The organism is Brevibacillus borstelensis (assembly GCF_036700025.1).
Lineage (GTDB): Bacteria > Bacillota > Bacilli > Brevibacillales > Brevibacillaceae > Brevibacillus > Brevibacillus borstelensis.
The window spans coordinates 4,627,264-4,646,697 of record NZ_CP144922.1 but is presented as its reverse complement, the minus strand read 5'-3'; the positions used below and the strand labels follow the sequence as shown (position 1 = coordinate 4,646,697).

Genomic DNA, 19,434 nt, shown 5'->3' with positions numbered 1-19,434 from the left:
ATTCGTTTTGCGCTGGCGCATCCAATAAAAAGAATCGGTGATAAAACATGAGTACGGACGCATTTTCTGTGAAACAGGGGGAGCCAAAGGAGCTTTCACGGGAACAAACCGACAAACTGAAAGAGGTGGAGCGAGAGCTTGCCGATGTGAAGTACGCTCTCGACCAGTCCTCGATCGTTGCGATTACAGATCGCCGGGGAACGATTCTTCACGCGAATGATCAATTTTGCAAGATTTCCGGTTATTTGCGGGAGGAATTGATCGGCCAGGATCATCGCATCCTGAACGCGGGTTTTCACCCCAAGGAATTTTTCAAAGACATGTGGGCAACCATCGGATCGGGTGAGATCTGGCGCGGAGAGATTCAAAATCGGGCCAAGGACGGCTCGTTCTACTGGGTAGATACGACGATTGTTCCGTTTCTGGATGAAGAGGGCAAACCGTATCAGTACGTCTCCATTCGAAACGACATTACCGCACGCAAAAAAATGGAGGAGGAAGTCCGACAGAGTGAGGAAAAGTACCGGCTGATCACGGAGAATACGACTGACATGATCTCCGTGATTGATCGGGAAGGAAATTTTCTATACCTGTCCCCCTCGCATGAAACGGTGCTCGGCTACGATATCCGTAATGTCGGGGTCAACAATCTGCTCGCCTGGATCGAAGAAGAAGACCGCGAGATTATGGTCGAAGCCATTCAACATACGTTTTCGGCCCGAAAGAGCAGGCAGATTGAATACCGCCTCCGCACGTTCGAGCAGAAATGTATCTGGGTCGAAACGACGATCACTCCCGTAATGAGCGAGTCAGGAAATGTAAGAAAACTGGTTTTGGTTTGCCGTGAAATTACGGAGAGAAAGAAGTCGGAACAGACGATTCATCACCTGGCTTACCATGATACGTTGACTGACTTGCCGAATCGCAGACTGTTTGTGCAGTATCTCAGCAAGGAGCTGAACCAAGCCAAACGGATCGGCTCCAAGCTCGCAGTGCTGTTCCTGGATTTGGATCGATTGAAGGACATCAATGACACATGGGGGCACGACGTCGGCGATTTGATTTTGCTGGAGGCGTCGAAACGGCTGAAAAGCTGTACACGCAAGCATGACATGGTGGCCCGCCTGGGCGGTGACGAGTTCACGATTGTCCTGCCCAATATCACGGGGCGCGATGAGGTGGAAGGGATTGTCTTTCGACTGCAAAGCGAGCTGCGCAAGCCTCTGGAGGTAGCCGGTCAGAGCTTTACCTTGTCCATGAGCATCGGGATCGCCATGTTCCCGGAAGACGGGGAACAGACGGATGATCTCCTGAAGCGCTCGGACACTGCTCTCTACGTAGTGAAATCGAGGGGACGAAATGGGTACGAGTTCTTCGATCCGACGATGGAGGTTAAGACGCTGGAGCGAATTCTGATGGAAAATGAACTGCGCAAAGCGATAGCGCAGGAGCATTTTGAAATCTATTACCAGCCGAAAAAAGACTTGTCTACAGGGAAGCTGACCGGGATGGAGGCGCTCGTGCGCTGGATTCATCCTGAACTGGGTGTGATTCCGCCCAACCGCTTTATCCCGATCGCTGAAGAAACGGGTATGATTATCGAGCTTGGCGAATGGATTTTGCGCCGTGCCTGTCAGCAAAATAAACGCTGGCAGGAGGAAGGATTTCCTCCGCTAAAAGTATCGGTAAACCTGTCGGCCCGCCAGCTTCACCAGAAAAATCTGGTCGAGGTGATCGAAGCCATCCTTCAGGAAACAGGTCTTGATCCGCAGTGGCTGGAGCTGGAGATCACGGAAAGTGTACTGGTCAAATTGGAAGAAGCCATCACCATTTTGCATGCGATACGCGAATCAGGCGTTCAAATTTCCATTGATGATTTCGGTACAGGCTATAATTCATTTAGTTATATTAAACATTTGCCAATCGATACGATTAAAATCGATGCTTCATTTATTCAGGATATCCATCAAAATCAGGAAAGCCAGGCGATTGTGAAAGCCATCGTGACGATTGCGGAAAGCCTCAATCTCAACGTCATCGCCGAAGGTGTCGAGCTGCTCGATCAGGTAGCGGCGCTAAGCGAGAACGGGTGTGATCAAGGTCAGGGCTATTTGTTCAGCAAGCCTCTTCCGACGCGGGATTTTGAACATTACTTGCTTGCTGTTCAAAACAACTGACTGGCTCTTGGAAGGGACGCAGCGGACAGGATGGCTAAAGGGGGCGGAAGCGTAGGGAACGCAATCCTTTCGCGAGAGCATAGTTGGGCGCACCACCTCTTGGGCGCGACATAAGCTATGGTATAAACACCTATACCGTCTGGAGGTAGAAGGCATGTACGGATACCCCGTCAACTATGTTCATTGGCCCTTGCCTGTCCAGGATGGCGGAAGACGCAGGGCTGTTGATACAACAGATCGCTCGCTGGCTGCGGAAATCCTGCAGGCAGTCCATCGGGAGGAGAGGGCTGGAAATTTCTACACGCGCCTGGCAGAACTAGCCCCTACGGAAAATGTGAAAGTTTTGATTACGATCATCAAGGACGAACGGATCAAGCATCTGCAAAACTTTTCGCAGCTGTATTCTCGGTTGACCGGTCGAGAACCGCAGCTTTTGCGTGAGCCTGTCCCGGCCCCGGAGTCATTTCAACGAGGCGTAGAGCTGGCCATCCGCGACGAGCTGGAGGCGGTCGATTCTTATCGGGATATCGTTGAGCGAGCTACCGATCCCCGCATCAGAAGGGCTTTTCAGCGGGCAGCAGAGGATGAGCAGCGGCATTCCACCTGGTACGCCAATATTTTGCTTTCCCAGGGAAGCTCATAAAAAGATATTTTTCATAGTTCATGAGAGCCAAATCAGTTGCTGATTTGGTTTTTTGTTGCATATGCGCCGGATTTGTCCCACGTCCAGCAACAATTCACTGCAAGCGATTTCTGGTTGGCCCAATGCATTGTTGAAAAAAACGGAAGCTTGTTCAATGCTTATAAACAAAGGGATGTGAAGGGGGATGGAAGAGACTCCCAGGCAACCCTTTGTTGACAACAGCCCGAGAACTTTTTATAATCTGAGACATTCCCGAAATGCAAAGATGAACACCACATATCGCTTGGAAAAGGAAGAGTAAAAGAGGGCACTGACGCCCAGAGAGCCTGCCTGAATGCTGTGAAGGCGGCCGTCACCTCTCTTTGAAGCCGCCTTGGAGCTCTGCTTTTGAACCGTTCAGTAGAAAGCAGCGGACAGGACTCCGTTATCAGTCGCAAGTCTATGGAAGACTTCATGAGTCTGTTTTTCGTGAGGAAAACAGAAAGCTGAGTGGTACCGCGAACAGATCGCCTCAGCAACCGACAATCCGGATAAAGCCGGGTCGGTTGCCGGGGCGTTTTTTATTCACGGGCACACAACATGAATGGAATGGAGTGGAAAGGAAATGGATCGACAGAAGCAACGCGAGCTGCTGCGGCTCCTGGAAGAGGACAGCCGTCGCAGCGCCGAACAGATCGCCAGATTGATGGGAGTATCGCAGGCGGAGGTGGAAGAGGCAATCGCCGCGCTGGAAAACGAAAAAGTGATCGTGAAATACCCGGCGCTGATCAACTGGGAGCTGGTCGAGGACCATCCGTACGTCACGGCTATGATCGATGTCAAGGTAACGCCGAAGCGCGATGTCGGCTTTGACGAGGTGGCGGATCGCATCTGTCGCTTTCCTGAGGTCCAGGCTGTCTACCTGATGTCCGGAGCCAGCTACGATTTGTCTGTCGTGCTGGAGGGCAAAACGATGCGGGAAGTGGCTGCATTCGTTTCGCAGAAGCTGGCGACGATGGATTCGGTCGTATCGACAGCGACGCACTTTATTTTGAAAAGATACAAGCATGACGGCATCCAGTTTGAGGACCGGGATGAGGACCGCAGGATGGTGGTCACCCCATGAGTCAGCACACTGTGTTACGAAACCGCCTGTCGCAAACTGTTGCTTCGCTCAAGCCGTCCGGCATCCGCCGCTTCTTTGATCTGGCGGCTTCGATGGAGGGCGTCATCTCGCTCGGCGTAGGGGAGCCGGACTTTGTCACTCCTTGGCGTGTCCGGGAAGCATGCATCTCATCGCTGGAGCGGGGCTATACGGCCTACACGTCCAATGCCGGGCTGTTGGAGCTCAGAAAAGAAATTCACAAATACCTGGAGGAGCGCTTCTTTGTTTCGTATCATCCGGAGACAGAAATGCTGATCACTGTCGGGGCCAGTGAAGCGATTGACATCGCGCTGCGCGCCATCATCGACCCGGGCGACGAGGTGCTGGTGGTCGAGCCCTGCTACGTATCATACGAGCCGGTTATCCGGCTGGCTGGCGGGGAGCCTGTCTTCCTGCGGACGAACGCTGAGCAGCAATTCAAGCTGACGCCGGAGGAGCTGGAAGCCCACATCAGCCCGCGGACCAAAGCGATTATCTTCTGCTACCCGAACAACCCGACGGGCAGCACGATGACTGCCGAGGAGTGGAGCAAGCTGCTTCCGGTGATTGAAAAGCACGATCTGCTGGTCATCTCCGACGAGATTTACGCCGAGCTGACCTATGGAAGAATGCACGACAGCATCGCGGCTCTGCCGGGGATGAAGGACCGGACGATCTTGATTTCCGGCTTTTCCAAGGCATTTGCGATGACGGGATGGCGGCTCGGCTATGTCTGCGCTTCTCCCGACCTGCTTGCGGGGATGCTGAAAATCCATCAGTACACGATGCTGTGCGCGCCGGTAATGGCTCAAATGGCTGCCTTGGAAGCGCTGCGTCACGGACAGGCAGACATGGAGCGGATGGTGGAGAGCTACCGTCAGCGCCGCAATTTCGTCGTTCAAGGGTTTCAGGACATCGGCCTGGCCTGCCATGAGCCGGAGGGAGCCTTCTACGCGTTTCCTTCCATTCGCTCTACGGGCCTGGAGGCAGCCGAATTTGCCGAACGCCTGCTGATGGAGGAAAAGGTGGCAGTGGTGCCGGGTGATGTGTTTGGCGACTGCGGCAAGGGCCATATTCGCTGCTCCTATGCGACTTCGCTGGAACAGCTGCAAAAGGCGCTGGAGCGGATGGGACGTTTTGTCCAAAAGGTTTCTGCCAAATAAGATTGGCGTGCATGGAAAAAGGCCGGGAGCTGATCCCGGCCTTGCCTGTTGGATGGTGAGCACATCATTGCAGGAGAGCAGGAGAGCCGCCGCTTATGATTGCTCGTTGGTCAAATCCACTTTGTGCAGCGGAACGACCTTGGTTTTTTTCGTGTATTTGTAGCCCAGCCAGACGAGGATGAAGAGCGGCAGGCCGATGTACGATACAAGTGCGCCGCCCCAGTCGATCGTCTCGCCGGTAAAGGCGGTGTAGTTTTGGCCAAGCACGACGATGAGGCAGATGATGAAGGCGAGGATCGGTCCAAACGGGAACCATTTCGCCCGGTAAGGCAGTTGCTTCAGATCGTAGCCTTGTGCCAGATACGCCTTGCGGAAGCGGTAGTGGCTCACCGCAATCCCGAGCCAGGCGATAAAGCCGGACATCCCGGAAGCATTCAAGAGCCAGACGTAGACGGTGCCATCCCCGAACAGCGAGGACAGAAAGGCAAACATCCCGATAAGCGTTGTCAGCAGGAGGGCGTTGGTCGGCACGCCGCGGCTGTTCACTTTGGCAAAAAGCTTGGGAGCTCTTCCTTCTTTGGCGAGAACATACAGCATCCGCGTAGACGCGTACATCCCGGAGTTGCCCGCCGAGAGGACGGATGTCAAAATGACGGCGTTCATGACAGAAGCGGCAAAGGCAAACCCCGCTTTTTCAAACACCAGCGTGAACGGGCTGACTGCAATGTCCGTAATGTCGCTGTTTATGAGATTCGGATTGTCGTACGGGATCAGCATCCCGATGACGAAGATCGCAAAAATATAGAACAGCAGGATGCGCCAAAAGATTTGCTTGATGGCTTTCGGAATGTTGCGGGCCGGGTCCTCGCTCTCGCCTGCGGCAATCCCGACCAGCTCGGTTCCCTGGAAGGAAAAGCCGGCGATCATGAAGACGCCGAGCATCGCCATAAAGCCGCCGCTGAACGGCGCATCTCCCTTGGTAAAGTTGTGGAAGCCGACTGCTTCGCCGCCCATAATGCCAAAAATCATCAATACGCCGACGATGATAAAGATGATGACCGTACTTACTTTGATCAAGGAAAACCAATATTCGGATTCGCCGTATCCTTTTACTGATAACATATTTAAGCCAAACATAAGGACGAGGAAAAGCGCGCTCCAGAGAATGGACGGCGTGTCCGGGAACCAGTATTTCATGATGAGCGCACCGGCTGAAAGCTCGACGGCAATCGTGATCGCCCAGTTGTACCAGTAATTCCATCCGAGCGCGAAGCCGAGGGACGGATCGACAAATTTGGACGCATAAGTGCTGAAGGAGCCGGATACCGGCATGAACGCCGCCATCTCACCGAGGCTCGTCATCAGGAAAAAGACCATCAGGCTGATCGCTATATAGGCAACCAAAGCACCGCCCGGACCGGCAGAGTGAATGGAGCCGCCGCTCGCCAGGAAAAGTCCGGTACCGATCGATCCGCCGATGGCGATCATCGTCAAGTGACGGGCTTTCAATCCGCGTTGCAATTGATTGGAAGACATAAAATAAAAACACGACCTTTCTCTTGATTTGCGGGAAGGAAGGCCGGAAATAAAAATACCACCACAAGCCAAAAACGGCAAAAGGGCGGTATGATCCAATCCCCACCAAGCCTTCACGGAAGATAGCACACCACGCTTGCTCGGCTGGCAAACGTGACAGTTCTGTCCCTTGTCGGGTACAGCCCCAGCCTGTGTGTACAGAGAATACACGGCAGACTTCGGCAGCTTTTCCTTCTTCTGGAGTCATCAATCTTCTCTGGATCTCGTACAGAATAATATAAAAGCCGCGACCTCTATCCTCATCGTGTCTGATGAGGATAATTGCTATGAGATTATGTTATGGTTCAAGTATATGGGTTTTTCCTTTAAAATCAAGTGTGATTTTGTGGCAGTGAGGTCCGGGACATCGCGACGGTCTATTATTTTTGGTTTATCGAAGCTGGAGAAGGGTACGAAGGAAAAGAGGGCCATGCTCTGACAGTATGAAGATTATGGTGTGGATATGACAGCTAATGGGATCGCAGGCTGCAAAAAAATGTGTAACAGATGCTACAAAAACCATCTAGTCATCTGAGTCTTTATTCATGGTAAAATAGTACCATAATTAGGAATGTTAGATGTCTTCCCTTCAAAGACACTGCATAGCTCGAACGCAAATAAAGGAAAGAGGTGAGCCGTTTTCATGAAGCGGAGTCTGCATCGACTGTTTTTGATGTGCCTCGCATTTCTGATCTGCTTTACCGGTTTTTCGCTGGAATGGACAAGCAGTCCTGCTATGGCTGCGTCGGCGGTAAATCGCACGAACGATCCGTTAAACGGGGATTGGTCCAAGCCGTATGCCGTAAAGTACGATACGACAGAGGCCGATCTGATGGTCCGGGTCGGGGATATCGACAATCTGGGCGGAGGCTGGCCGAACGGCTACGATCCATTTTCGGGAAAAAGCACAGGGGCCCCATATCCGAAAGTAACTCACCAGCCGACCGATCCGGCAGGAACGGACCAGCTGATGGTGATCAGCTCCTTTCAATATCCGGATTTGCGGAACCCCAAAAATGATGCCAATGATCATGTGGCGGACGGCTATACCCGAAACAATTACAGCAAGACAGCCAATCCGGTCGTTCCCATCAAGGTAACCTTTGACACGAAAAACACCCCGATCGAAGGGGCCATTCTCCAGATGTTCATCAATGACTATCAGCCGCGGAAGTATCCGGGGCGGGTCAAATATACAGCCGAGCTGAACGGCGTCCGGGCGCCGTTTCTGGAGAACGTTATCAACTCGCTCAACCAGCATGGGCCGATCGGAAAGCTGATCAGCGTCCAAATTCCGGATGAATACCTGCCGCTCTTGAAGGACGGAAGCCTGACCATCCTTCTCGATGACAAGACGACGCGAAATCCGTACGGAGACGGCGCAGCCATCGATTTTGTCAAGCTGCTGATCAATCTCGGAGAGTACAAGCACACCGGTACGATCAAAGGCAAGGTTACGGATTCGGGCTCGCCTCCCAAGCCGCTCGCGGGTGCTGTCGTATCTGCCGGGGGAATTGTTTCGGCAGTGACGAATGCGAAAGGCGAGTACATCCTCCAGGATGTCCCCGCAGGTCTGGTCTCTGTGGAAGCGGCCAAGGACGGGTACATCCCGCAGCTCAAGCTGATTGAAAACTTTGAGGCAGGAGACACCGCTATACTGGACTTTCAGCTCGCCCCGCAGCCAAGCGACAACGCCTACCTGCAAAATCTGACGGTAAAAGGGGAGACACTGGTCCCGCTTGAGCCCGGCTTTGACAGGTCGCAAGGCAGCTATGACGTTCATTTGAACAGCCATGTCCAAACTGTTGCGATCACCCCCACGCTCGAAGACAGCAGGGCGAGCATGACCGTAAACGGAGAGGGTCATCAGAGCGGCCCCCCCAAGGTGATCCCGGTCAAGCCGGGTGCGACCAAGGTCACGATCGTCGTCACGGCGCAGGACGGAAAGACGAAACGCACATACGAGGTGACGGTCCATACGCCGCTCACATCGGTGGACCTCGCCCGTTCCCTGTCCGAATCGGCGATCAAGCTGGGGGAAACGAGTGTAATCCGCTACACGGTCACGCCCAAGTCCTTTTCGGCTGAAGGATTGGCCGACAAACCCGCCGGCAGAGCAACGGGGATTCGTCCGTTCTTTTTGCTGAATCAGCCGTTTGTCTACGGAAAAGTCTATGACATCGGTTATGAACTGGACAAAGTGAAGGTGAACGGAAAGGGGAATTCGAACAACGGCGGACTTGCTTTGGGTGGAAGAGGAAAAAGCCATTTTCTCAGTGTGATGAGATCGGGCTATAGCGGCGAAGTGTCTGTCAACCAACAGCTCACTACGGAACCGAGCGCAAAGCAGGATGACATTTTGGACACGCTGAAAGATTTGATCCGCTCGGGAGTCAAGGAAATCACCATTCCCCTGGTAGACGAAAGCCAGCTCGCCGATATGCTGAAGGGCCGCGATTCGGTCACGGTCAACGCCTTTGCCACTTTTGGTTTGTCTGTAGTCAACAACAGGGTAATCGCTAATTTTGCGGGCTATGGTCCGTTGCCGGAGACATTCGCCGTCACGGACGTTACGCTGACCGAGCCGTTCCCTGCGGAGGTGCCAATCGAGAGCATCGATAAGTCGTGGAGCAAGCGAAGCGACAATGGGACGCTGACGCTGAAGCTTCCGGACATCACCTACGAGCGCAAAGGGGATGTGTATCAGGCTGCGCCCGTTTCGTTTGGCATAACCGTGAAGCCGATCAGGACCGGCACGTACCTGCTGTCCGACTCGCAGCTGACGTACCGGGAAGGAAACGCGGTCAACAGCCGTTTCTTCAACAATTTGACACTGCAGGTGGATACGAATATTCCGCCAGTGACAGGACTGAAGGTCACCCCGGAAAAAGCCTCGATCCTCGTAGGGGAGACGGTCGGCTTGAAGGCCAGAATTACGCCTGACAACGCCGATCAAAGCGTGATCTGGACGTCTGCTGACAGCAAGGTCGCTACAGTCTCCTCCAACGGCATCGTCACGGGGGTGAAGCCAGGGCGTGCGGTCATTACCGCCAGAACACCGGACGGCAAATTCTCCTCCTCAAGTGAGATTACGGTAACGAGCAAGCCAGTCCTCGACCTTGCTGCGAACAATGGCTGGGATGCGATGTATCCGGAAAAAGCGGTTGTAACGGCGGAAGTCATCGATTTTCCAGAGTCGTTCCCGATGAAGCTGACAGTCAAGGTTGGCGGTGCTGAGCTCCCCGCCTCAGCGCTGTATGAAGCAAAGCCGTCTTCTTTGGGAGATGGGCGACAAAAGGTCACCTATACATTTGAAGTGGAAGCGGCTCGCAAGAAAAGCGGCGAGGAAATCGGCGAAGTGCTGAGAGTGGGGCCGACGCCTGTCCAGGCAGAGGCGAAAAACGCCAGCGGCAAATCGGCCGATCCTGTGAGCAATACCTTGCTGCTGAATCCCGTAACGGCATTTGCAGCGACACTGGAGCGAGAGGGTTCGCCATTGAATCAAAAGGGCAGCTTGAAGGCAGAGCCGACAACGCTGGTCATGGAAGACGTGAAGTTTTTCTGGATGCCCGGTGTCGACCTTTCGGAGGTGGGCGCATCCTCCCCGTGGGTTCCTTTTAATCTGGGCAACAAGGCGACCGGCATTCCCTTGAATCCCTCCGGTCCGACCACGCTTGTCGTCGGGATGTTTCAGGACTTTAACCGCGATGGAAACTATGCCCAACCGGATGGGACACCGGATGAAAATGAAATTGTCGTTCGCGAGGTGTCATTGGGACAACCTATCGTTCCGCCTGATTTTGAACTGAGCCAGGGCTTGACGCTGCCGGACAGCGCAAAAGTCATTGTCACCCCTGTCATGGATACCGTTGACGAGCATACGCAATGGTTTTACAGAGTAGGGACGGGCGAGTGGCAGTCTTTCCCGGTGGCTTTCGACAAGAACGACAAGGGGAAGGCAAGAGGAGAGTTTTTGGTCGATTACGTAAAAGTGAACGGCAAATACGTGGATACGCCGGTTGCTGTAAAGGCGGTAAATCCGCTGAATGGCGACATCCATTTGGGGATTCCCACCGTAAAAACGGCGATCATAGAAGTGCCCAAACCGGGAAGCGGCGGCGGTGGGGGTGACCCGGATTATGATGATTTGCCCAACCTTTACGTTAGAGTGAACAACGGTACAGCAGCTTTGGAAAACAGGGCTGTTCAAGTGGAGATCGGGTATTCGTTCCGAGCAGAGAAGGATCTGGAGCTGGCTGCAGCGAGATATGCGATTGGCGATTCCGATGGGGATGCGGACTTGCTGAGAGAAATCGTTGCGGGTAAAGGAACCAGTATTCTGAACGGGAAGCAAAACAAAATCGTCAAAAACCTGAAGACAAGCTCCGGTCAAAGTCAAACGTATCAGATCGCGATCTTTGTGAAGGTGAATATTTATCACTCTTTAACAGGCGAGCTATTGGAGAGCAGGCCGTATCAGAAGATCGAAACGGTCACCGTCAAAGCGAAAAACAACTTGAACTAGCAAAAAGAACCTGGAGCTGTGAAAGGCTTCAGGTTCTTTTTGGCTTGATAGGGTCGTTTCTATTTTTGGCCCGTACGGGGAGGGGCGAGACGAGGGGGAAGGCCGAAAAAGCCGAGCATCCCCGGACTCGCTCAGGATATCACTGAACGTTTACGGAACGAGCTCCACCTCGTCGGGGTGGGGACTGTACTGAAGATCGTACAGATCGACGAAGAACTCCTCGGCAACAGGCAGGCCGGGGGTCTCCTGCTCGAAAATCCTGCGGTTGAACTGAATGGCCAGACGGGAGGCGCGACGGTCGTCCTCGTTTCGTTTGGTGTTCAGCTCGATGTAGGAGGACGGGCCGCCAGTCGCAATGCCGCCCTGGATGCGGTTAAAGGAGGCAACCGAGTAGATTTCCATCGACTTTTCCGAATAGAGAAAGGCCGAGATGGGCGGAAGCGATTTCCACGCATCGACGCTGCTCGTATGATCGGTCTCCTCGGTGTAACGGGAGGTCAGGCTGATCTTGCCGGTTGCGACGATCGCCAGATTCTTGTCGTCCAGGTTGGTAATCTCCCGGATCAGCACATCGCCATCGACAAAAATGGTGCCGTTGATGCGGATGTCACCGACGATGTCCAGATTTCCTTTGATATAGATCGTTCCCTCAAAGGTGAAGGGCTCTCCGCTGTTTCTCTCGGAGGCGTCCGCATCCGGGATGAAGGAGCCCAGTCTGCCCATTTCAACCGTAGCCAAAGAATCCTCGTCCGAAGAGGCAGGTGCGATATACAGCTTGCGCACAGATCCCCCGGCCAATTCATCCCCGGTCAAGCGGGCGGTCAGGGATACGGCGGAGGAGCCGTCCAAGCCTTCCTTGCTGTCTTCGGCCAGAATCGCGATGGATTCGCTTCCGGTAGGAATGTCGATGAGGCGAAACCCTTCATTCAGATACGCGTAGTCCCCGCTGTGCTCTTCCAATTGAACGGACTCGTCTGCTGCTACTCTTTCTTCGTGCGAGCTTGCTTTTCCCTCACGTATCATTTGAGAGATGTATTGTTTCGTCGACTCTCCTCCAGGGAAGGACAGAGACCTGGCCGAATCGATTGTATTTTGCACGACGGGCGGCTCATAGCCGGGCTCGTACGGCCTGTCCGATGGCGCGGAGAGAAGCGTCTCTTTGCTGTCTTTGGGCAGCGTCTTGGGAGAAAAAAGCGACGCCAGGCTTTGCCGGTCAGAGATGAGTGCCTGGTCGGCTTCGTCTGCGAGCGTTGCAGCGGAAGGAGCCTCCTCCTCCAGTCTTTCAAGCTGATACAGTCCGCTTACCAGTCCGCCGGAACGATTCGCATTCTGTGAAAGCGACAGTACGCCTTCCAGATAAGGGAGGTTCTTTTCAAAAGAGCCTGATGTCCACTCGGCGCCTTGCCCATCGGGGGTCTCCTCGCTGTACCGGTAGTGTGTCGCAGTGACCACATGGTGAGCCGTCACATTGCCGATGATGTTGGAGCCGCCGAACAGGCGCAGCTCTCCGGGAGTGCTGACTGCATAATGAAACGGTGCGGCGATCGTGTTTATGTACACGGTAGAATCCAGGCGAACCCGGCTTTTCACTACGGACAGGTCTTCGCTTCCGCGAGCCGGAATGCCGATCACGGAGACCTTCAGCTTCAGCACGTATGGCTGTCCGGGATCTTTCTGCAAACGGATTTCGTCCAGAATGCGGTAACCGATGGCGAAGCCTTGGGCTGTCCCGTCCGGCAGGGGAGGGAGCATGGTTTGCTTGTAAGGGCCCTTCTCCCAGTCGGTGTCGTTCATTTCAGCGGCGATATTGCTTAGGACGTTCTTGATTTTTTCCTGGCCGCTCCCATCTTCCAGCGCTTGTGCAAGTTCCTCATCGTCAAAGGAAAGGTTTTGCTCGGCGTATTTTTGAAAGTAGGCCAGGCCCATGTCAGCCAGCATTTTCCCTTGAATCTCTACTTCGGAGAATACGTGCTGCCGGGAGCTTTGCGCGACGTAGCTGAGGATGGACAGCCCGAGCACCGTAAACAGCACGACGATAAACAGGACGATCAAGAGCGCGCTTCCGCGTTCGTTGTTGAGGCGGTTCATCTACTCACTCCTCTGCAGATTGGAGACGGCGAATTCCGTTTTGACCAGGCGAATGTAGCTGTTGACTTTGCCGGATGCTTCTGTTCGCTCCAGCTCGGCCCTGACCTCCTCCAGATTTGGAAACCTCATCTGCTGCCCGTCGCGGTCGACAACCCTTTCTCCGTACGGTGCGACCACCAGATAGAGAGACAAGGTCTTGTTGTCCGCCGAGGTCGAAAAGAGTCCGCGGACGAGATAACCCGGTTCAAAGCGAAATGACTTGACCAGCCCGTCTGAAGGATCAGAGGGAGTAAAGCGGTAGACATTTCGTTTTACAAAGGATTGCGTGCTGCCGGACTCGGCATCGGAAGAGTCTTGATCGGAAGGGACATAGACAGTCGAGCTGGTGAAAACGACAAGGCCAGTAGAGAACTGGGGCGATACGCCGATTTCTCGGGTGCCTTCTTCCGCGTCTATTGCTCCGTTACTCCCCGCTCCCGCTCCTCCCTGTTCGGCCAAAAGCAGCTCGCCGGCCTTTTTGCTCTGCATGATCTGGCGCAAAGTGTCCATTTCCTCGTTTTCGGAATCGAGTGAACCGCCGTCTTTTTCCAGTTCAAAATAAGTCGCTCCCTGCACAGTCCGCATCACTTCACCGATGGCAAAGTCAGCGACATTGCGCAGGTCGGTCTGTTCCCGCGTCTGGTTGAAGACCTGGACGCCTGAGACGTAGACAGAGGTTAACGGGATCAGGATGATCAGAAAGATGAACAGGGAGGCGAGCGTTTCCAGCAGCGTCATCCCCGATTGATCACGCAGGAGGCGAGAGATTCGAGTCCTCAGCTTCATGGCGTTGTTCCTCCTGTCCGGGGATCGGCGACGGCGGTCTGCAGCATGGCAAGCTGCTGTCCCTCGGGAGAAGTGACGCGAACTGTGATGAGGATCATCGTTTGATCGTCAAGCCTGTATCCGCCGTTGTGCTTGTCCAGAAAAGAAAGAGAGAGCTTTGGCTGATAGATTCGTTCGTTTACCTCCACATCGGGAAAGGAAATCTCCCTGTTTTTCAGGTGGTCGGTTAATGCCGCAAGCTTTGGATAAGTAAGCTTGTCGGAGGCATAGTCTCGGAGGGAATCATCCGGGAGCGCTGCAGTCTTCAAGTCTCCGTTCCCTGATCGCCAGCTTTCTGCCAGCTGCCTTGCCAGATTCATCGCAACCAGCTTGCTGTCCTCTTTTCCGGAAAGCTCCAGACCGCGCACGAGAAAATTGCTCAGCAATAGGAAAGCGATGGAGAGTATGACAATGGAAGCGAGCACTTCGATCAGCGTCATCCCGTTTTCATTTCTGCTTTGTTCCCACACGATCGCAATTCCTCCTTTCTTACTAATTCTCGTATTTCATGATAATCGGTTGAAAGCGTATTCCAATATGGATAAAAGGTGACATTTCGAGGGAGGGAGAATATTTTTCGACAAGATTTTAGAGGAGATGCATGAAACCTGTCGAAATTAAGTTATTGCATAAAAATGGATGCAACCAAAGAACTATGCTAATCTACTACTAATGTACTATGATCTACGCCTTTTGGCTATAAAACAGGTGATCCTATGCTTCTATCAGGTTTAAGCGGCTATTACATTGTGTACCTGCTTCTAACCCTTCTGTTGTACCTGCTGCTCCGTCGCCGCCTCTTTTCTCGTAAACGGCTGTCCGTGATGACAGCTTCCGGGGGTGCCTTCCTGCTCGGAGCGCTCCTGCCATTTTCCCTGTCTCTTTTCGGGAGGTTGGAAACGGCTGTTGCAACCATCCTGATCACGCTGCTCCTTTCCTATTTCATTGCGAGAGACTTTGCCAAAAATGACTTTACGGAAAACACCGGGATTCTCGCTGCTCAAGTATTTGCCGATACTGCTGCTCAGCAGGGGCTGCCTGGTGGCGGAAACGCTGCTGCTTCCAAAGATTTGACTGCTCCTGATCAGCGTGGAGAGCGGCTTTACTGGTATGAGCAGGGACAGAGCATAGCGTTCCAGGAGATTGCGGCTGCCATGGAGCAGGAAGCGGACGGCGTCGAGGCTGGGCGGTGGACCGAATCGGAGACTGCATTAGAGCCTGAATCAGAGCTTAAACCGTGGCCTGAACCGGAACGTAAACCGGCAGATGAATCTGAATGGGCCGAAAAACAGGAAAGCCCCGCTGAAGCGTTCCCGTACTACCACGCTGCTGATCCAGCTTTTGCGGAGTTTGGCAGCTTCGAAGACACGGGAATAGATACGAGAAGACAATCCGGTTTGAAAACGGATGATGCAGCGGATGAAACGAAAGCGGATTGCTTATCACCCTTGCCGTTCTTTGAGTTTGAGGAGGAGGACACGGGAAGCGGAAAGATAGAGAGGATAGCGAAGGCAGAGAAGATAGAGAAGATCGAGAAGATAGAAATGGCAGAGATAAAAGCAGGTTCTGAAATGACGGCAGAATCGGCGGAGCAGGACTTGGACGATTTCGGGTGGAGATTTTCGGATGAGCCGATAAACGCTGATTTCTTTTCGCAGGACGCAGATTCACCCGGAACGGAGCCGGGGGAGCCGCCGACGTCCCCTGATGGACAACGTTTTTGGGAGGAGCTCTCCCTGGTCGGGTCTTTGCATGATGAATCCGGCAGGCTGTTGAGCCGGTTCGAGGAAGAACTGGACCGTGTGGATGATCCTTCTTTGACAGGTGCCGGAACATTGACAGGCACTGGAACATCGCCGGGCCATGCCTCGGTAGCAAAGCATGAGCAGGACACATCAAATCGGAAGTGAGCGGGATCGTGTTGGAAAAAAAACAGTACAAGTTGTTTGGCGGGGCCTTTGCGCTCCTGCTTATCCAATCATGTGTGTTCGGGGCGGTCTCCCTGCTCGCCTCCGGCTTGTGGGACCAACCGGATTCGGAGGCGGGCGGGAGGCTGTCCGATGTACAGGTAGCCGGCCTTTCGCTAGCCGGGCTGACGATAGAAGAAGCGCGGGCCAGCGTGAAACGAAAGGTTGAGGACCTCTCCGGAATGCCCGCCGTGCTTACCCTCGAAGATCGCACCTATTTACTTGACAAGGAAAAGCTGGGATTGCGTTTCGAGGCAGAAGAGACGATCCGGCAAGCCGTTGAGCGCTCTCGCGATTCTGCGGGATTGACAGGATGGTTTCAGCGGCTGGCAGGGAAACAAGCGGACGGCACAGTACCGCTGGCCGTTCACTACGACCGCTCCGAGCTGGTTCGGCAGGTGGAGCGCATCGCCGGCGAAATTGACCGGAAAGCGGTCGCGGCTACACTCCGAATCGAAAACAATAAAGCAGTCGTGATACCGGATCAGGCTGGTTATCAGGTCGATGTGGAAGAGACTGTTTCGGCTGTCGAAACAGAGTTTCGCACCCTGCGCTACGGTCTGCGCATACCGATCAAGGCGAAAAAGGACGAGCCGGCAATCACACGAAAGGATCTGGAGAAAAGCGTGGATTTGCTGGGCGAGTGGAACGGGACGATTGGCACGGGGGGGCCTTCTCGCCTGGTGAACGTGAAAAGGGCTGCCGAACTGCTCAATGGCACCATCCTGATGCCGGACCAGGTGTTTTCCTTCAATGAAGCTGCCGGGCCGTTTACGACAGCAAAAGGCTACCAGCTTATAGATGAACGGCAGGCAATACCCGACGGCCTTGGCGGAAGCGCCGTACAGGTAGCCTCTGCGTTGTACGAAACGGCGCTCACCAGCTCTCTGAGCGTGGTGGAGCGGCACAGCGCGAAACGCCCGGTCGATTTTCAAAGGATCGGACTGGAAGCATTCGTAAACGGACGGGATATGGATTTGCGCTTGGCCAATCGAATGAAGACGCCGGTCTATATCCATGCAGCGGTTGAGCAGGGCCGTCTACGGGTCGCTCTCTACGGAAGCGGTCAGTCATTGGAGAAGGGCAAGCCGCAGCTCATGGCGGAAACGACCGAAACCTTTAGCCCCGGTACGATCGTTCGGGTAGACCGCGATATGAAACCGAATCAGGAGCGGATCGTGCGCGTCGGAGAAAAAGGGCTGCGGGCAAAGGTGTTCCTCTACGATCCGGGTTCGAATAAAAAGGTGCTCGTCTCGGACAACCTGTATCAGCCTGTCCCGAACGTGATCGCTGTCGGTCCGAGAGAAGTGGGAGCGGTCGGAACGAAAAGCCGGGAGGACGACTGGCCGACAGAAGCGGAAGCGGAGCCATGGGTCGGCAGCGAAGCGGAAGAGGAATTGCCGCCGGAAATCATCTACGGAAGCGTGAAGCCATACGGGGATAGCTACGCGCCTGCCGATACAGGCAGCAGCGCAAGACCTCCCGATATAGCCCCTTTGCCGGAAAACGCAGGGGCTGCCGTTCCTCAAGGCTCAGCTTCGGTTGGTGCGGGAGCAGCGGTAAAGGTCGAGAAAAACAACGGCGTCATTATTTTGCATGACGCGCCTGAGAGGTGACGGGCATGGGTAGGAAACGGCTGGGGGACATCCTCGTCGAAAGCGGCCTGATCAGCGAAGAGCAGCTGCAGGAGGCGCTGGTCGAGCAGAAAAAGTCGAAGCTGAAGCTGGGGGATCATTTGCTGCAGCAGGGCTACATTACGGAGCAGCAGCTGATCGAGATTTTGGAATTCCAGTTGGGAATCCCTCACGTCAGCCTGTATCGCGTCAAGATAGACCCGTCCTTGTCCAGCATCGTTTCGGAAGAGGTGGCGAAACGATATTCTCTCATTCCGTTGAAAAAAGAGGGAAACAAGCTGACCGTGGCGATGATCGATCCGCTCGACTACTTTGCGATCGATGAGCTGCGGCTCAGCACAGGCTTTGTCATCGAGCCGGTCATTGCTACCCGGGACGAGGTCCAGCGGGCGATTTCCCGGATGTACAGCATGCAGGGCTCGGTGAAGGAGCTGATGGAAAAGATCGAGGCGGACGAGATTGAAGAATCTCGCATCGTCGATGAAGATTCCCCGATCGTTCGCCTGGTCAACCAGATGTTTGAACAGGCAGTCCAACTGCGTGCCAGCGACATCCATATCGATCCGCAGGAGGACGGGGTCCGCATCCGCTATCGGGTAGACGGCGTCTTGCGGACCGAGCGCGTGCTGCCGCGCCACATGATCGGCATTTTGACAGCGCGGATCAAAATCATGTCCAACCTCAACATCGCGGAGCGGCGCACTCCCCAGGACGGCCGGATTCAGATGCATGTGGACTACAAGGAGATCGACGTTCGGGTATCGACACTTCCGACCATTTACGGCGAGAAAATCGTCATGCGCCTCCTGGATGTGTCCAATGCCTTGATCGAAATAGACAAGCTGGGCTTGACCAATCGAAATCTCTCCTATTTCCGGAATTTGATCAACCGGCCAAACGGCATCATGCTGGTGACGGGACCGACGGGAAGCGGGAAGACGACCACGCTGTACGCGGCACTCAACCACCTCAACCAGGAGGATGTCAATATCATTACGGTGGAAGACCCGGTCGAGTATCAGTTGGACGGAATCAATCAAGTGCACGTAAACGACGGAATCGGCATGAGCTTCGCATCCGTGCTGCGCTCCATCCTGCGTCAGGACCCGGATATTATCATGGTCGGGGAGATTCGCGACAAAGATACGGCCGAGATCGCGATCCGGGCAGCATTGACAGGGCATCAGGTGCTAAGCACGCTGCATACCAACGACGCCGTGAGCAGCGTTACGCGCTTGCTGGATATGGGCATTCCTCCGTTTTTGCTGGCTTCTTCGCTCAACGGAGTCGTAGCCCAGCGGCTCGTCCGGCGTATCTGCAAGGAATGCAAAAAAGAGATGCCGGCCACCGAGCAGGAAAAAGCGATCTTTTCCCAGCGCGGACTGCGCATTGAGACGATTTGGCGCGGCGTGGGATGCGGCAGTTGCAGCATGACAGGGTATCGCGGCAGGCTGGCGGTCCACGAAAGCTTCGTCATGGACGATGCGTTTCGGCAGATGATTATTCAGCGTCTCCCCGCTGTCGAATACAAGCGACACGCCGTAAAAAACGGGATGGTGCTGATGTTTGACGATGCCCTGTTGAAGGTGAGACAGGGATTGACTACCCTGGAAGAAATCTACCGGATCGCACTGCCGGAATAGTGGCCGGATCAATGCCAAGGAGGGTAAGAACG

General features: G+C 54.2%; 12 protein-coding genes, 1 riboswitch and 1 other annotated feature. Of the genes, 8 read left to right on the top strand and 4 right to left on the bottom strand.

Translation table 11 applies throughout. From position 1 onward, the window contains the following. The first annotated feature begins 47 nt into the window (after positions 1-47). From V5G20_RS22220 to V5G20_RS22205, 4 genes are all read left to right on the top strand, one after another. Positions 48-2,177, top strand: coding sequence for a sensor domain-containing protein (locus V5G20_RS22220; protein ID WP_338462257.1), 2,130 nt, complete (start codon positions 48-50; stop codon positions 2,175-2,177). Positions 2,178-2,331: 154 nt separating this feature from the next. Then, on the top strand, positions 2,332-2,820 hold the full coding sequence (locus V5G20_RS22215; protein ID WP_024985507.1) for a ferritin family protein: 489 nt from the start codon (positions 2,332-2,334) through the stop codon (positions 2,818-2,820). A 275-nt stretch (positions 2,821-3,095) separates the two neighbouring features. Continuing rightward, positions 3,096-3,337: a binding site (T-box leader), on the top strand. A gap of 87 nt (positions 3,338-3,424) precedes the next feature. Beyond that, complete coding sequence (locus V5G20_RS22210) at positions 3,425-3,925, top strand: Lrp/AsnC family transcriptional regulator (protein ID WP_003392188.1); 501 nt, start codon at positions 3,425-3,427, stop codon at positions 3,923-3,925. After that, entirely contained in the window at positions 3,922-5,106 is a 1,185-nt protein-coding gene (locus V5G20_RS22205) for an aminotransferase (protein WP_003392186.1), read from the top strand. Before V5G20_RS22210 ends, V5G20_RS22205 begins: the two co-directional genes overlap by 4 nt. A gap of 93 nt (positions 5,107-5,199) precedes the next feature. Here V5G20_RS22205 and V5G20_RS22200 read toward each other — a convergent pair whose 3' ends face one another. Next, the gene (locus V5G20_RS22200; RefSeq protein WP_003392184.1) at positions 5,200-6,642 is read right to left on the bottom strand and encodes an amino acid permease; all 1,443 of its coding nucleotides are present in this window, start codon (positions 6,640-6,642) and stop codon (positions 5,200-5,202) included. Positions 6,643-6,757: 115 nt separating this feature from the next. Next, positions 6,758-6,946, bottom strand: a riboswitch (Lysine riboswitch). Positions 6,947-7,324: 378 nt separating this feature from the next. Here V5G20_RS22200 and V5G20_RS22195 point away from each other — a divergent pair. After that, positions 7,325-11,206: a cadherin-like beta sandwich domain-containing protein gene (locus tag V5G20_RS22195; protein ID WP_338462253.1), complete on the top strand. Its 3,882-nt coding sequence runs from the start codon at positions 7,325-7,327 to the stop codon at positions 11,204-11,206. Between the two features lie 150 nt (positions 11,207-11,356). Here V5G20_RS22195 and V5G20_RS22190 read toward each other — a convergent pair whose 3' ends face one another. Genes V5G20_RS22190 through V5G20_RS22180 form a run of 3 tightly spaced genes read right to left on the bottom strand, consistent with a single transcriptional unit; the run spans position 11,357 to position 14,628 of the window. Next, positions 11,357-13,294, bottom strand: a complete 1,938-nt coding sequence (locus V5G20_RS22190) for a hypothetical protein (RefSeq protein ID WP_338462251.1) — start codon at positions 13,292-13,294, stop codon at positions 11,357-11,359. Next, positions 13,295-14,119, bottom strand: a complete 825-nt coding sequence (locus V5G20_RS22185; protein WP_003392175.1) for a type IV pilus modification PilV family protein — start codon at positions 14,117-14,119, stop codon at positions 13,295-13,297. Beyond that, positions 14,116-14,628, bottom strand: a complete 513-nt coding sequence (locus V5G20_RS22180; protein ID WP_039071507.1) for a type IV pilus modification PilV family protein — start codon at positions 14,626-14,628, stop codon at positions 14,116-14,118. Before V5G20_RS22180 ends, V5G20_RS22185 begins: the two co-directional genes overlap by 4 nt. 246 nt (positions 14,629-14,874) lie before the next feature. Here V5G20_RS22180 and V5G20_RS22175 point away from each other — a divergent pair, with 246 nt between their 5' ends. The 3 genes from V5G20_RS22175 to V5G20_RS22165 are packed head-to-tail and all read left to right on the top strand — an operon-like array spanning position 14,875 to position 19,402. Continuing rightward, positions 14,875-16,068 (top strand): hypothetical protein, encoded by a 1,194-nt coding sequence (locus tag V5G20_RS22175; RefSeq protein ID WP_327926165.1) that lies wholly within the window; start codon positions 14,875-14,877, stop codon positions 16,066-16,068. Between the two features lie 8 nt (positions 16,069-16,076). Further along, positions 16,077-17,741 (top strand): VanW family protein, encoded by a 1,665-nt coding sequence (locus tag V5G20_RS22170; protein WP_338462247.1) that lies wholly within the window; start codon positions 16,077-16,079, stop codon positions 17,739-17,741. Positions 17,742-17,746: 5 nt separating this feature from the next. After that, positions 17,747-19,402, top strand: a complete 1,656-nt coding sequence (locus V5G20_RS22165) for a GspE/PulE family protein (protein WP_024985513.1) — start codon at positions 17,747-17,749, stop codon at positions 19,400-19,402. Positions 19,403-19,434: the final 32 nt, after the last annotated feature.

What these genes read in the sequence shown, in the direction of transcription:
- V5G20_RS22220 (WP_338462257.1), top strand. Translation starts at nt 48, where the DNA reads ATGAGTACGGACGCATTTTCTGTGAAACAGGGGGAGCCAAAGGAGCTT.
- V5G20_RS22215 (WP_024985507.1), top strand. Translation starts at nt 2,332, where the DNA reads ATGTACGGATACCCCGTCAACTATGTTCATTGGCCCTTGCCTGTCCAG.
- V5G20_RS22210 (WP_003392188.1), top strand. Translation starts at nt 3,425, where the DNA reads ATGGATCGACAGAAGCAACGCGAGCTGCTGCGGCTCCTGGAAGAGGAC.
- V5G20_RS22205 (WP_003392186.1), top strand. Translation starts at nt 3,922, where the DNA reads ATGAGTCAGCACACTGTGTTACGAAACCGCCTGTCGCAAACTGTTGCT.
- V5G20_RS22200 (WP_003392184.1), bottom strand. Translation starts at nt 6,642, where the DNA reads ATGTCTTCCAATCAATTGCAACGCGGATTGAAAGCCCGTCACTTGACG.
- V5G20_RS22195 (WP_338462253.1), top strand. Translation starts at nt 7,325, where the DNA reads ATGAAGCGGAGTCTGCATCGACTGTTTTTGATGTGCCTCGCATTTCTG.
- V5G20_RS22190 (WP_338462251.1), bottom strand. Translation starts at nt 13,294, where the DNA reads ATGAACCGCCTCAACAACGAACGCGGAAGCGCGCTCTTGATCGTCCTG.
- V5G20_RS22185 (WP_003392175.1), bottom strand. Translation starts at nt 14,119, where the DNA reads ATGAAGCTGAGGACTCGAATCTCTCGCCTCCTGCGTGATCAATCGGGG.
- V5G20_RS22175 (WP_327926165.1), top strand. Translation starts at nt 14,875, where the DNA reads ATGCTTCTATCAGGTTTAAGCGGCTATTACATTGTGTACCTGCTTCTA.
- V5G20_RS22165 (WP_024985513.1), top strand. Translation starts at nt 17,747, where the DNA reads ATGGGTAGGAAACGGCTGGGGGACATCCTCGTCGAAAGCGGCCTGATC.